The organism is Micromonospora sp. CPCC 205558 (genome assembly GCF_036902955.1).
GTDB lineage: Bacteria > Actinomycetota > Actinomycetes > Mycobacteriales > Micromonosporaceae > Micromonospora.
Map to the genome: position 1 here is coordinate 92,576 of NZ_JBAKHR010000016.1, position 14,324 is coordinate 106,899.

11 protein-coding genes are annotated in these 14,324 nt (G+C 71.5%); 6 read left to right on the forward strand and 5 right to left on the reverse strand.

The window, feature by feature from the left end:
- Positions 1–16: 16 nt before the first annotated feature.
- Positions 17–1,063: a LacI family DNA-binding transcriptional regulator gene (locus tag V6U86_RS19345; protein WP_238671913.1), complete on the forward strand. Its 1,047-nt coding sequence runs from the start codon at positions 17–19 to the stop codon at positions 1,061–1,063.
- Positions 1,064–1,167: 104 nt separating this feature from the next.
- Here the strand turns inward: V6U86_RS19345 and V6U86_RS19350 are convergent, their stop codons facing one another.
- Both V6U86_RS19350 and V6U86_RS19355 read right to left on the reverse strand, forming a co-directional pair.
- Complete coding sequence (locus V6U86_RS19350) at positions 1,168–2,379, reverse strand: acyl-CoA dehydrogenase family protein (protein ID WP_334505217.1); 1,212 nt, start codon at positions 2,377–2,379, stop codon at positions 1,168–1,170.
- Positions 2,379–3,458 carry a phosphotransferase family protein gene (locus V6U86_RS19355; protein WP_334505219.1) on the reverse strand — a complete coding sequence of 360 codons (1,080 nt, stop codon included), beginning with the start codon at positions 3,456–3,458 and terminating at the stop codon, positions 2,379–2,381. The genes V6U86_RS19350 and V6U86_RS19355 overlap by 1 nt, the downstream gene beginning before the upstream one ends.
- 150 nt (positions 3,459–3,608) lie before the next feature.
- On the opposite strand from V6U86_RS19355, the gene V6U86_RS19360 reads away from it, so the two are divergent.
- Positions 3,609–4,310 carry an amino acid-binding protein gene (locus V6U86_RS19360; protein WP_334505221.1) on the forward strand — a complete coding sequence of 234 codons (702 nt, stop codon included), beginning with the start codon at positions 3,609–3,611 and terminating at the stop codon, positions 4,308–4,310.
- A gap of 100 nt (positions 4,311–4,410) precedes the next feature.
- Positions 4,411–5,475 (forward strand): GNAT family N-acetyltransferase, encoded by a 1,065-nt coding sequence (locus V6U86_RS19365; RefSeq protein ID WP_334505223.1) that lies wholly within the window; start codon positions 4,411–4,413, stop codon positions 5,473–5,475.
- Positions 5,476–5,502: 27 nt separating this feature from the next.
- On the opposite strand, the gene V6U86_RS19370 is transcribed toward V6U86_RS19365, so the two are convergent.
- Positions 5,503–7,068 carry an aldehyde dehydrogenase family protein gene (locus V6U86_RS19370; protein ID WP_334505224.1) on the reverse strand — a complete coding sequence of 522 codons (1,566 nt, stop codon included), beginning with the start codon at positions 7,066–7,068 and terminating at the stop codon, positions 5,503–5,505.
- A gap of 433 nt (positions 7,069–7,501) precedes the next feature.
- Between V6U86_RS19370 and V6U86_RS19375 the strand changes: the two genes are divergently transcribed.
- The 3 genes from V6U86_RS19375 (at position 7,502) to V6U86_RS19385 (ending at position 13,618) form a co-directional block, all read left to right on the forward strand.
- Positions 7,502–10,405: a glycoside hydrolase family 9 protein gene (locus V6U86_RS19375; RefSeq protein WP_334505226.1), complete on the forward strand. Its 2,904-nt coding sequence runs from the start codon at positions 7,502–7,504 to the stop codon at positions 10,403–10,405.
- A 117-nt stretch (positions 10,406–10,522) separates the two neighbouring features.
- Complete coding sequence (locus V6U86_RS19380; RefSeq protein ID WP_334505227.1) at positions 10,523–12,973, forward strand: non-reducing end alpha-L-arabinofuranosidase family hydrolase; 2,451 nt, start codon at positions 10,523–10,525, stop codon at positions 12,971–12,973.
- 114 nt (positions 12,974–13,087) lie between these two features.
- Positions 13,088–13,618 (forward strand): DUF488 domain-containing protein, encoded by a 531-nt coding sequence (locus V6U86_RS19385; protein ID WP_334505228.1) that lies wholly within the window; start codon positions 13,088–13,090, stop codon positions 13,616–13,618.
- A 1-nt stretch (position 13,619) separates the two neighbouring features.
- Here V6U86_RS19385 and V6U86_RS19390 read toward each other — a convergent pair whose 3' ends face one another.
- Positions 13,620–14,126: a GNAT family N-acetyltransferase gene (locus V6U86_RS19390; protein WP_334505229.1), complete on the reverse strand. Its 507-nt coding sequence runs from the start codon at positions 14,124–14,126 to the stop codon at positions 13,620–13,622.
- Positions 14,127–14,129: 3 nt separating this feature from the next.
- A complete protein-coding gene (bsaP, locus tag V6U86_RS19395) occupies positions 14,130–14,321 on the reverse strand; it encodes a biotin synthase auxiliary protein BsaP (protein WP_334505230.1) in 192 nt (63 codons plus the stop codon).
- Positions 14,322–14,324: the final 3 nt, after the last annotated feature.

Here is a 14,324-nt window from a genome sequence, read left to right on the forward strand (position 1 = left end):
GTCGGAGGAGCAGACGATGACAACGCAGCGCACCCGGTCGCTCGGGCGCCCGACCCTCGACGCGGTCGCGGCGCGTGCCGGCGTCGGTCGGGGCACGGTTTCCCGCGTGGTCAACGGCTCGCCCCAGGTCAGCCCGGAGGCCCGGGCCGCGGTCCAACAGGCGATCGCAGAGCTGGGGTACGTGCCGAACCGGGCCGCCCGTGCGCTCGTCACCCAGCGGACCGACTCCGTCGCGCTGGTGGTGTCCGAATCCGGCGAGCGGGTCTTCACCGAGCCGTTCTTCGCCGCGATCGTGCGGGGGATCAGCTCCGGGCTGCTGGAGACGCCGATGCAGCTCTGGTTGGCCATGGCACAGTCGCCGGTGGAGCGGGAGCGGGTCGAGCACCACCTCACCAACCAGCACGTCGACGGCGTACTGCTGCTGTCGTTGCACGACTCCGACCCGCTGCCGACGCTGCTGGAGGAGCGCGGCCTGCCCGCCGTGCTCGGCGGTCGGCCCGCCCGCATGCTGCAACCCGGCGCCCAACCGGCCTGGTTTGTCGATGTGGACAACGTTGGCGGGGCCCGGCAGGCGGTGGAGTACCTGGCGAGGCAGGGGCGGCGACGTATCGCCACCATCGCCGGAACGCAGGACATGGGCGTCGGCCTGGCGCGGTTGACCGGCTACACCGAGGCGGTCAAGGCCACCGGGGCCGGTGTCAACCCCGACCTGATCGCGTACGGCGACTTCAGCGAGGGCAGCGGGGCGGCCGCCATGCGTCGGCTGCTGGACGCCTGCCCGGACCTGGACGCGGTCTTCGTCGCCTCCGACCTGATGGCGTTCGGCGCGTTGCGGACGCTGCGCGAGGCCGGCCGGCGGGTGCCACAGGACGTCGCGGTGATCGGCTTCGACGACGCGACGATCGCCCTGCGGGCGGAGCCGCCGTTGACCACGGTCTTCCAGCCGGTGGAGGAGATGGGCCGGCAGATGGCCCGCCTGCTGGTGGCCCGGATCCGAGGCGAGGAGCTACCCGCCTCCCACATCCTCCTGGACACCCAGTTAGTCCACCGAGCCTCCGCCTAACCCCCTAACCCCCAACCCCAACCCCACCCCGACCCCGTCGATCATGAAGTTATTGCCACGACACGCCGCGGCGGGTGGCAATAACTTCATGATCGACTAGGGCGTCAGGGGGCCCAGCGGCGGAGTTCGCGCTTGGCGAGGGAGTTGCGGTGCACCTCGTCGGGGCCGTCGGCGAGGCGCAGGGTGCGGGTCTGCGCCCAGAGGGCGGCCAGTGGCGTGTCCTGGCTGACGCCGGCGCCGCCGTACGCCTGAATGGCCTTGTCGATCACCCACTCCGCCATCGCCGGCGTGCCGATCTTGATGGCTTGGATCTCGGTGTGCGCGCCCTTGTTGCCGACGGTGTCCATCAGCCAGGCCGTCTTGAGCACCAGTAGCCGGGCCTGCTCGATGCGGACCCGGGACTCGGCGATCCACTCCCGGACCACGCCCTGCTCGGCCAGCGGTCGACCGAACGCGATCCGCCCGAGCGCCCGCTTGCAGAGCAGCTCCAATGCCCGCTCAGCCATTCCGATCAATCGCATGCAGTGGTGGATCCGGCCCGGACCCAGCCGGGCCTGGGCGATGGCGAAGCCGGTGCCCTCGGCGCCGATCAGATTCTCCGCGGGCACCCGGACGTCGGTGAAGTCGATCTCGGCGTGCCCGCCGTGCGAACCGTCGGTGTAGCCGAAGACGGTCATGCCTCGGCGCACGGTCACCCCGGGGGTGTCGCGGGGGACCAACACCATGCTCTGCTGGCGGTGCCGGTCCGCGGTGGGGTCGGTCTTGCCCATCACGATGAAGATCTCGCAGCGCGGGTCCATGGCACCGGACGACCACCACTTCCGCCCGTTGATCACGTACTCGTCGCCGTCGCGCGTGATCCGGGTGGCGATGTTGGTGGCGTCGGAGGACGCGACGTCCGGCTCGGTCATGCAGAACGCCGAGCGGATCTCACCTTCGAGCAGCGGCATCAGCCAGCGCTGCTGCTGCGCCTCCGAGCCGAACTCGGCCAGCAACTCCATGTTGCCGGTGTCCGGTGCCGCGCAGTTGACCGCCTCCGGCGCGAGGTGCGGGCTGCGCCCGGTGAGCTCGGCCAGGGGGGCGTACTGAAGGTTGGTCAGGCCGGCTCCGTAGCGCGGGTCGGGCAGGAACAGGTTCCACAGGCCACGCTTGCGGGCCTCCGCCTTCAACTCGGCCAACACCGGGGTACGCGACCACGGGTCTCCGGCGGCCACCTGCTCGGCGTGCACGGCCTCGGCCGGGTAGACGTGCTCGGTCAGGAACCGGGTCAGCTCGTCGCGCAGCTCCTCGGTCCGGGCATCGTATGAAAAGTCCATCACCGCTCCCTGGCGGCGCTCAGCCCGTGCGTGACCAGCGGTGCCACCATCTCGCCGATCCGGTCGAAGCCCTCGCCGAGCGTCTGCCCGAGCGTGTGGCGGTAGTGGATGCCCTCGCAGATGACCGCGAGTTTGAAACAGCCCAACGCCACGTGCCAGTGCAGTGGCCCGACGTCGACATCGCTGCGCCCGGCGTACCTGTCGATCAGTTCGCTGCCGGTGGGGAAGCCGGCGCGCGGGCCGAGCCCGTCGGCGACGGGGTTGCCCGCGGCGGTGTCGCTGCCGCCGAGCACGTCCCAGTACGTCAGCAGCAGCCCCAGGTCGGCGAGGGGGTCGCCGAGGGTGGCCATCTCCCAGTCGAGCACCGCGTGCACGGCGACCGGGTCGGCCGAGGCGAGGAGGTTGTCCAGCCGATAGTCGCCGTGCACGATCCGGCCGGCGTTCGCGCCTTCCGGGGCGGTCGCCGCGAGCAGGTCACGCAGCTCGTCGATGCCGGGCAGTGGGCGGCTGCGGGAGCGGTCGAGCTGCCCGGCCCAGCGGCGCACCTGCCGGGCGAGGTAGCCCTCGGGGCGGCCGAAGTCGGCCAACCCGACGGTGGACGGCTCGACGTTGTGCAGCGCGGCGAGCGTGTCCATCATCGCCATGGCGAGGGCACGACGGCGCTCGTCGCCCAGCGGGTCGGTCTGCGCGCGGGTGCGGAACACCTCGCCGGGCATCCGTTCCATCAGGTAGAACGGGGCGCCGATCACGTCGGGGTCGGTGCAGAGCAGCAGCGCGCCGGGCACCGGCACCGCGGTCGAGGCCAGCGCCGAGATGACCCGGAACTCGCGGGCCATGTCGTGCGCGGTTGCCAGCACGTGCCCCAGCGGGGGTCGGCGCAGCACGACCTCGCGGTCGCCGAGGCGCAGCAGGTAGGTGAGGTTGGACTTGCCGCCCGCGATCAGCTGAGCATGTAGCGGCCCGACTGCCAGCTCGGGCCGGTGCTGCGCCAGATGGTCGGCGAGCCGGTCCAGGGCCAGCCCCGCCGGGGAGGTGGAGACGGCCCCCGGCCGTGGCGCATCGACGGCCGGATCACTCATCCGACTAGTTGATGGCAGCCCGCTCACGTTGTCAAGGTCGGAATTTCCCCTCGGGACATGCCCCTGCAACAGGGACGAAATGGTCAACGACCAGGCTGGGAACAGCCTGCCGGCGGCTCTTCAGCCGGCCCGCCGAGCGGAGGGACAGACATGTTGCTGCGAGTTCGGGTCACCCTGCCGGACCGTCCGGGCACCCTCGGCCAGGTCGCCCGCACGTTGGGCGTCTCCGGGGCGGACATCGTCCAGGTGGTGGTCCTCGAACGGCTCGGCGGGCGGGCGGTGGACGATTTCACTGTCGTCTGGCCGGGCGCGGCGCGGGTGGAGCGGCTGCTGGCTGGCCTCGCGGCGATACCGGGGGTGCGGGTGGACGGTGTGTGGCGGGCGATCGGCGCGCCCACCACCACCGGACAGGACGCGGAGCTGTTGGCCCAGGTCGCTGCCAACCCGGCCGACGGGCTGGCGACCCTGGTCGACGCGGTGCCGGGGCTGCTGGCCGCCGACTGGGCCGTGGCGGCTGTGGTGCCGGTCGACTGGGCCTCGCGCACCGGCGGTGGCGGGGCGACCGTGGGGCACGCGAGCTGGCGCGCCCCGGTCCCCCTGCGGTTGCCGGAGGTGACTCCGCTGCGCGGTCGGTCGATGACCACGCCCGACGGCACCCACCACGCGATCACCCCGTTCGGCCGGGCGGGCCTGGTGCTGGTGGTGGCCCGCGAGCGCAGCGAGACCCTCTCCGCCGCGGCGTTCCACAGCACCGAGGTGGATCGGCTCACCCAGCTCGTGCGCGCCAGCGCGGTGATCCTCGGTGACCGGCTGGATCTCGTCGGCACGCCGCCGGTGGTCGCCGGCCCTTGACCGGCCCCTGACCGGCGCGAGGAGTTCCCGGGCCGACACCGCCGGGCAACCGGGCGGCAACAGGCGGGGGTGAGGCTCTTACCGGGGAAGGGAGCCAACCATGACGTTGTGGCGGATCCGGGCGACGGTGGACGACCGACCGGGTTACCTGTCGGTGCTCACGGCGAGCCTCGCGCTGCGTGGGGTCAACATCCTCACCGTGCAGGTGCAGCCCACCGAGCAGGGGGCGGTTGACGACTTCCTGGTCGACGCGCCGGACGCGCTCGACGAGGCCGAGCTGATCGCCGCCGTCGAGCGGGGTCGGGGCCGGGACTGCTGGGTGGCGCGCAGCGAGGCGCGTGGTCTGGCCGACCAGCCCACCCGGGTGCTCGGGCTGGCCAACCGGCTGGTGCGTGACCCGGACGCGACGGGCGAGGCGTTGCGGGCCCTGCTCGCTGCCGACGTCGTCAGCTGGCGGCCGGCGTCGGTCGGCGCTGAACGGGGGATCACCGGGGCCAGCATGTTGCTGGCCGACCCGGCGGGCGGTTCGTTCGCGCTGCGTCGGGTCGCGCCCGACTTCACCCCGGCGGAGTACGCGCGGGCGCAGGCTCTGGTCGAGCTGGCCGCCACCGTGGCTCGCCGGGCCGCCGAACAGGTCATCCTGGTGCTGCCGCACGGCGGGGAGGTGGCCGTCCGGCCGGCCAGCGCCCACGATCTGTCCGGTGTCGTGGAGCTGCACGAGGCGTGCTCACCGTGCAGCCGGCAGCGGCGCTATCTGGGCGGGGCGGCGTTGCCGCAGCCGGCCCGCCTGCGCCGGCTGTTGGAGCCGAGCCGGGGGCTGACACTGGTCGCCACCACCACCGGCGCCGAGGGCGCTGTCGAGTCGGTGGTCGCCATGGCGAACCTGCTCGGCGAGGGCGACGAGGCCGAGGTGGCGTTGCTGGTGCGGGACGACTGGCAGCGGCGTGGGCTCGGCTCGGCGTTGCTGCGCCGGTTGGCTCAGCACGCCGACCGGTCCGGGTACGCGGCGCTGGTGCTGCACGTCCAGGCCACGAACGATCCGATGCTGCGTACGCTGCGCCGGCTGGACCGGCCCGGAGAGGTGGAACGCGACGGCGGGTTGCTCACCGTGACGGTCCCGCTCGCCGTCGCCGCCCTGGCGGACGGGAGAGGCACCTCGCTGTAGCGTCGGTGCCCCTCCTGCCGCCGCCGCTCAGGTGGCGGGGTAGCTGCTGTAGTCGGGGAAGTTGCCGTAGAGCCGGTTGTCGCCCCCGACTGTGACGGCCTGCACCAGCAGGTCGCCGCCGACGAATGCGCCCTTCCACGACGCGCCCCGGCCGCCGAACGGTTCGTCCCGGTCACCGCGTGAGCGCGGCTTGTTGATGCCCACCTTGAACGCCTGGAGGTCCACCGCGAGCTTGCCGGCCTCCTCGGTGTCGTCGCAGGCCAGTGAGGCCACCAGCGCGCCGTTGGAGGCGTTCATCGCGGCCAGCAGTTCGTCGGTGGTGTCCACCACGACGATCGTGTCGACCGGCCCGAACGGCTCGGCGTGCATCAGCCGGGACCGGCCGGGCGGGGCGAGCAGCACCGACGGCGCCACGTACGCCGAGGTGTCCTGCCCGGGTAGGAACGGCGCGGCGGTGAGTTTGCCCCGGTGCAGTGGGATCGCGCCGCCGCGGACCGCCTCGTCGACGGTGCGGCGTAGCTCGTCGGCCTTGGCGGCGCTGATCAGCGGCCCGAAGTCCAGTTCGGGCAGTGGGTCACCGGCGGCCCAGGCGTCGTCGACGGCGAGCGGGTGACCGAAGCGGACCGAGCGGACGACCGGCAGGTACATGTCGAGGAACTCGTCGACCAGGTCGCGTTGCACCACGAACCGGGGGTACGCGGTGCAGCGCTGCTTGCCGTACTCGAAGCCCTTCTTCAGGTGCGTGGCGAGCTGGTCCCACTGGGAGAAGTTCCAGATGCCCCAGGCGTTGAGGCCCTCCTGTTCGATGAAGTGCCGCTTGTCGCTGTCGAGCAGCGCGGCGGCGACCTTGCCGCCGTTGGACCGGCCGCCGACGAACGCCACCGCGCCGATCTCGGGTGCCCGCACCAGCACCTCGGACAGCTCACCGCCGCTGCCGGAGACGAGCGTGGCGGGCAGCCCGGCCCGGCGCATCAGCGCGTGCGCGACGGTCAGGCACACCGCGCCACCCTGGGACGGGGTCTTGGCGATGACCGCGTTGCCGGCCAGGAGCTGCACCAACTCGGCGTGCACCAGGACGCTCATCGGGTAGTTCCACGAGGCGATGTTGCTGACCGGGCCGGGCAGCGGCTCGCGGCCGTCGGCGAGCATCCGGTCGATCTCTTCCGCGTACCAGCGGACGCCGTCGAGCGCCCGGTCCACGTCGGCGCAGGCCAGCCGCCACGGCTTGCCGATCTCCCAGACCAGCAGCAGGGCGAGCAGGTCGCGGTGGGCGGTGAGCGAGTCCAGGGCGTCGGCGACCCGGGCCTTGCGGTCGGCCAGCGGGGTCCGGGCCCAGGCGCGGTGTGTGGTGGCGGCGTGTGCGACCGCGGCGCGGGCGGTGTCGGCGTCGAGCCGGGGCAGGTTGATGATGACGGTGTTGTCCAGCGGGGTGCGGACCGCGGCGGGCTGGCCGACCGCCTGCCATTCGCCCTCGACCAGGTTGTGCAGTGTGGTGACGCCGTCGACCTCGGGGCCGAACGCCTCCGGGGTGACGGCCACCGCGCGGGCCAGGATGTCGGTCCAGGCGGTGCCGTCGGCGAGTCGTAGTGCCATCGCTTCTCCTCAGGGTTGACCGGGGAGCGGCGGCGTCGACGGCACCGCTGGTGAGCGGTACTGTCTCGCGCCGGGTAGCGGGTCAGCAACAGTACGTTTGTCTGGCTGGCCGCCCAAGCGTCCGAACGGCGCGAGGATCTTTCCAGAAACGCACACCGTGAGCTGCGGAAACATGAGACATTAATCGATACGTATCGATGGTGTGAAATGGTCCGCAGTGGTTACTCGCGAGTACGGAGTGGACCCCGGGCGGGTCGGTCCAGGTCGGCAGGCTTCCCAACCGTCGAGCCGACCATTACATTGTCGTTTATCCATGGGAGCGCTTCCACGGCCCGTGGTCACACCGCCGCCCCGCTGTCGCCGGTGGCCGTGCCGCCCGTACGCCGTCCCGCGTCGGTGCGACCGCCGGCGACGCCTCCGACAGGAGCCCGCCATGCGCCACCTGACCCGGCCGTTCAGCGGCCAGCCTGGCCGGTCACCGGCCGCCGACCAGCCCTGGCCCCGGCGGCTGCTGACCATCGGCGTCGCGCTGCTCACCGGCGCGTCCCTCGCGGTGACCGCGCCGCCGTCCGCGCCCGCCTCCGCCGCGCCGGCGGCGACCTACAACTACGCCGAGGCGTTGCAGAAGTCGCTGCTCTTCTACGAGGCGCAGCAGTCCGGTCGACTGCCCGACTGGAACCGGGTCTCCTGGCGCGGTGACAGCGCGCTCACCGACGGCGCCGGCTCGGGCGTGGACCTCACCGGCGGTTGGTACGACGCCGGCGACCACGTCAAGTTCGGCTTCCCGATGGCGTTCAGCGCCACCATGCTCGCCTGGGGAGCGGTCGAGTACCGCAGCGGCTACACCGCGTCCGGGCAACTGCCGCACCTGCTCAACAACCTGCGCTTCGTCAACGACTACTTCATCAAGGCGCATCCGTCGGCCAACGTCCTCTACGGACAGGTCGGCAAGGGCGATGACGACCACAAGTGGTGGGGCCCGGCCGAGGTGATGCCGATGGCGCGGCCCGCGTACAAGATCGATGCGAGCTGTGGCGGCGCGGACCTGGCGGGGGAGACGGCGGCCGCGATGGCCGCCTCGTCGATGGTGTTCCGGCCCACCGACGCGACCTACGCCGACCGGCTGCTCACCCACGCCCGGCAGCTCTACACCTTCGCCGACACGGTGCGGAAGTCCTACCACGAGTGCATCACCGACGCCACGAGCTTCTACCGCTCGTGGAGCGGCTGGCAGGACGAGCTGGTCTGGGGCGCGATCTGGCTGTACCGGGCCACCGGTGACGCCAGCTACCTGGCCAAGGCCGAGAGCGAGTACGACAAGCTCGGCACCGAGAACCAGTCCACCACCCGTTCCTACAAGTGGACGATCGCCTGGGACAACAAGCAGTTCGGCGCGTACGTGCTGCTGGCCAACCTGACCGGCAAGCAGAAGTACGTCGACGACGCCAACCGGTGGCTCGACTACTGGACCGTCGGGGTGAACGGGCAGCGGGTGCCGTATTCCCCCGGTGGGATGGCGGTGCTCGACTCCTGGGGCGCGCTGCGCTACGCCGCCAACACCTCGTTCGCCGCGCTGGTCTACAGCGACAAGACCACCGACACGACCCGCAAGGCGCGCTACCACGACTTCGCCGTCCGGCAGATCAACTACGCGCTCGGCGACAACCCCCGCAACTCCAGCTACGTCATCGGGTTCGGCGCCAACTCGCCGAAGAACCCGCACCACCGCACCGCGCACGGCTCCTGGTGGGACAGCCAGACCGTGCCCGTCGAGACCCGGCACACCCTCTACGGCGCGCTGGTCGGCGGCCCGTCCTCGGCCAACGACGCGTACAGCGACAGCCGGTCGGACTACGTGATGAACGAGGTTGCCACCGACTACAACGCCGGCTTCACGTCCGCGCTGGTCCGGCTGACCTCCGAGTACGGCGGCACGCCGCTGGCGAACTTCCCGGTCGCGGAGACGCCGGACATCGACGAGCTGACCGTGGAGACCACTGTGACGCAGGCCGAGCCTCGGGCCACCGGGCTCAAGGTGATGGTCTACAACAAGTCCGCGTTCCCGGCCCGGGCGCTGACCGACGGGAAGTTCCGGTACTACTTCCGGCCCGACGGCACCGGCGCAGTGCAGGTCACCGCCGGCTACACCCAGGGCTGCCCGTCCCCGACCACGGCCAAGCAGTTCAGCGGGGACATCTGGTACGTCGAGGTGGACTGCACCGGGTACACCATCGCCCCGGCGGGCCAGTCGCAGCACCGGATGGAGGTCCAGTTCAAGGTCGGCGTGCCGGAGGGCGGCACCTGGGACCCCACCAACGACCCGTCGTACCAGGCCACCGCCGGGCCCAACCGCAAGGTGCCGCTCTACTCCGGCAGCACCCGGGTCTGGGGCGACGAGCCGGGGCCGACGGTGCCGGACACCACCGCGCCGAGCGTGCCCGGTACGCCTGTCGCGTCCGCCGTCACGTCGAGCGGGCTCACGCTGACGTGGGCCGCGTCCACCGACACCGGCGGCAGCGGCCTGGCCGGCTACGAGATCACCCAGTCGCAGCCGGGCAGCGACGCGCTGGTGCTGCGTACCGCCACCACGAACACGCTCGCGGTGACCGGGCTGCTGCCGGAGCGGACGTACCAGTTCACCGTGCGGGCCCTCGACGGTGCCGGCAACCGGTCGGCGTCGTCGGCCGCCGTCAGCGTCACCACGCCGGCCGGACCGGCGTCGGACACCACCGCGCCCACCGCGCCCGGCACCCCGGTCGCCTCGGCGGTGACCGCCACCGGGCTCACCCTGAGCTGGGCCGCGTCCACCGACAACGTGGGCGTGACCGGGTATCGGGTCTACCGGGAGGCCGGCGCCACCGACGCGTTGGTCGGCTCGCCGACCGGCACCACCCTCGCGGTGACCGGGCTGACCGCCTCGACCGCGTACCAGTTCTACGTGGTGGCGGTGGACGCGGCCGGCAACACCTCCGCGGCGTCGGCGCCGGTGGCGGTGACCACCGCGGCCCCGCCGGTCGGCGGCACCTGCTCGGTGGGGTACGCCACGACCGACTGGAACACCGGCTTCACCGCCACGGTGTCGATCACCAACACCGGCACCACCGCCATCAACGGCTGGACGCTGCGGTTCAGCTTCGCCGGCGGGCAGACGGTCAGCCAGGGCTGGTCGGCGACGGTCACCCAGAGCGGCGCTGCGGTCACCGCGACGAACCTGTCCTACAACGGCACCATCGCGCCGGGCGCGACGGTGAGCTTCGGATTCAACGGCGCGCACAACGGCAGCAACCCGAAGCCGACGGCCTTCACCGTCAACAACACCACCTGCGCCATCGCCTGAGGCCAGGCCGCGGCGCTCCGGCCGCGTGGTGCAAACATCGATCGAGTCAAATACCCAGCCAAGACGTCCGGTCGTCCCACCTCGGCGTTCCGGGTGTTGACCAGTAAGGAGGCCAAGATGGAAATGAGCCCATCCGTTCCTCGCGGCGGGACTCGGCGACTGCGATCGCCCGTCGTCCGATCGCTGCTCGCCGGCACGTTCAGCGTCGTGACCGTGGCCGCCGTCGCGGTGATGATGCCCTCGGCGAACGCCGCCGAGAGCACACTCGGCGCGGCCGCCGCCCAGTCCGGCCGGTACTTCGGCACCGCCATCGCGGCGGGCCGGCTGAGCAACTCGACGTACAGCACGATCGCGGCGCGTGAGTTCAACATGATCACGGCCGAGAACGAGATGAAGCCGGACGCGACGCAGCCCCAGCGGGGCCAGTTCAACTTCAACTCCGGTGACCAGATCTACAACTGGGCGACCCAGCGCGGCCTGAAGGTGCGTGGGCACACCCTGGCCTGGCACGCGCAACAGCCGGGGTGGATGCAGAGCCTCAACGGCAGCAACCTGCGTCAGGCGATGATCGACCACATCAACGGCGTGATGGGCCACTACCGGGGCAAGCTCGCCGCGTGGGACGTGGTCAACGAGGCGTTCAACGAGGACGGCAGCCGCCGCCAGTCGAACCTTCAGGGCACCGGCAACGACTGGATCGAGGTGGCGTTCCGCACCGCGCGGGCGGCCGACCCGTCGGCCAAGCTCTGCTACAACGACTACAACATCGAGAACTGGTCGTACGGCAAGACGCAGGGCGTCTACCGCATGATCCAGGACTTCAAGTCCCGGGGCGTGCCGATCGACTGCGTCGGGTTGCAGACCCACTTCACCGGCGGCAGCTCGCTGCCGAGCAACTTCCAGACCACGCTGTCCAGCTTCGCCGCCCTCGGCGTGGACGTGGCGCTGACCGAGGTCGACGTCACCAACTCCTCCACCACCCAGTACGCCGGCCTGACCCAGGCGTGCCTGAACGTGCCGCGCTGCATCGGCATCACCGTCTGGGGCGTACGCGACAGCGACTCCTGGCGCTCGAACGAGAGCCCGCTGCTCTTCGACGGCAACGGCAACAAGAAGGCCGCCTACAACTCCGTCCTCAACGCGCTCAACGCGGCCCCGCCGACCTCCGGGCCGACCGTGACCCCGACCGTCAGCCCGACCGTGAGCCCGCCGCCGAGTGGTGGTGCCGGCCGGATCGTCGGGGTGCAGTCGGGCCGGTGCATCGACGTGCCCAACGCCTCGCAGACCAACGGCACCCGGGTCCAGCTCTACGACTGCCACAGTCAGTCGAACCAGCAGTGGACGTACACCTCCAACAAGGAGTTGCGGGTCTACGGCAGCAAGTGCCTGGACGCGAACGGCGGGGCCACCGCCAACGGCACCGGAATCATCATCTGGGACTGCAACAGCGGGGCGAACCAGCAGTGGAACGTCAACTCCAACGGCACCATCAGCGGCGTGCAGTCCGGCCGGTGCCTGGACGTCTGGGGCACCGGCAACGGCCAGCAGGTCCAGCTGTACGACTGCCACGGCCAGACCAACCAGCAGTGGCGGACCGACTTCGGTGGCGGCACCCCGCCGACGTCGGCGCCGCCGACCACCACGCCCCCGCCGACGGGTGGCTGCGCGCTCCCGTCGACCTACCGGTGGTCGTCGACCGGCGCGCTGACGAGCCCGAAGAACGGCTGGCTCTCGCTCAAGGACTTCACCAACGTGGTCTACAACGGCCAGCACCTGGTCTACGGGTCGTACGTCAACAGCAGCGGCCAGTACAGCTCGATGAACTTCAGCCCGTTCACCAACTGGTCCGACATGGCCTCGGCCAGCCAGAACGGAATGAACCAGGGCACGGTGGCGCCCACGTTGCTGTACTTCGCCCCGAAGAACATCTGGGTGCTGGCGTACCAGTGGGGACCGACCTCGTTCAGCTACAAGACGTCGAGCGACCCGACCAACGCCAACGGCTGGTCCTCGGCGCAGACGCTCTCCACCGCCACCCTCTCCGACGCCCCGTACGGGGTGATCGACCAGACCCTCATCGGCGACGACCAGAACATGTACCTCTTCTTCGCCGGGGACAACGGCAAGATCTACCGGTCGAGCATGCCGCTGGGGAACTTCCCGGGCAGCTTCGGCTCGACCTACACGACGATCATGACGGACTCGACCAACAACCTGTTCGAGGGCGTCGAGGTCTACAAGGTGGCGGGCCAGAACCAGTACCTGATGATCGTCGAGGCGATCGGGAGCCAGGGGCGGTACTTCCGCTCCTTCACGTCCAACAGCCTGAGCGGCTCGTGGACCCCGCAGGCCGCCACCGAGAGCAACCCGTTCGCCGGCAAGGCCAACAGCGGCGCGACGTGGACCAACGACATCAGCCACGGTGACCTGGTCCGCACCAACCCCGACCAGACCAAGACCGTCGACGCCTGCAACCTGCAGTTGCTGTACCAGGGCAAGGACCCCAGTGCGGGCGGCGACTACAACCGGCTGCCGTGGCGGCCGGGTGTGCTGACCATCCAGCGCTAGGCCCACTGCGCAGAACCGAAGCGCGCCCGGCACCCGTATGGTGCCGGGCGCGCTTTTCGGTGGACCGTGCCGGGCCGGCGGGCGGACGGCGGCGACCCGGGGCAAGCTGGGGCGATGGAGCGCGCGTTGGTGACCGTCGGGCACGGGGCCGCCGGCCGGGACCAGTTCGGGGCACTGCTGGCCGGCGCGGAGGTCGCCCTGGTCGTGGACGTGCGCCGCTACCCGGCCAGCCGGACCAACCCGGACGTCCACCGGGAGGCCATGGAACGCTGGCTGCCCGAACGGGGCATCGGCTACCGCTGGGAGCCGCGCCTCGGCGGTCGCCGGCACGTCCGCGCCGGCGAGCCGGAACCGGACACCTGGTGGACTGTCGCCGCCTTCCGGGCGTACGCCGCGCACACGCGCACCCCCGACTTCGACACGGCCCTGGACGAGGTGCTGGCCGACGCCGTACCGCGCACCACAGCGGTGATGTGCAGTGAGAGCGTCTGGTGGCGCTGCCACCGGCGGCTGATCGCCGACGTCGCAGTGCTCGGCCGCGGGGTGCCGGTGTCGCACCTCATGCCGGACGGCCGGCTCAGCCCGCACCGGCCGGCCGAGGGCGCCCGCCGCCTGCCCGACGGGCATCTGCTCTGGGCGGGCTGACTCAGCCGACCAGATCCTCCGCGAGCAGGTCCATCAGCAGCGCGTCGTGCCAGCGGCCGTCCTCGCCGCGTTCGTAGCGGCGCATGATGCCCACCGGACGGAAGCCCACCTTGGCGTACGCCCGGATGGCGGCGCTGTTCGCCGCAGCCGGGTCGATGGTGAAGCGGTGGTGGCCGTACTCGTCGATCAGGTGTCGGGCCAGGGTGCGGATGGCGTCACCGCCGAGGCCGGCGCCGCGCTCCGCAGGATCGAGGAAGACGTCCAGGCTGGCGTGCCGGTAGTCCGGGTCCGATTCGGCGTACCACTGGATCGCGCCGATCACCCGGCGGTCGTGCTCGATCGCGTACACGTGCAGGTCGTCGTCGGCGAGGTCGGCGCGGACGGAGTCGGCCAGGTCGTCGCCGCCGCGCCACCACCGGCGGACCTCCGGGTCGGCCCGGATCGCCGCGAGGGCCGGCACGTCCGCGACCGTCGCCGGTCGCAGGGTCACCGCCCGCCCCCGCAGCACGGCTCAGCCCCGGATCTCGCCGTGCTCGACGCAGACCGCCGACCAGCCCACCGGCAACACCTGCACCTTCATCCGGCGTCGGCAGCGGGGGCAGAACCGGGGCGGCTCCAACTGGCGGGCCGAGGCGCAGGCCGGGTGGGCGGCGGCCGTCGCCGCCTCACCACACCTGTCGCACCACAGCTCCGTCGTCGTCATGGT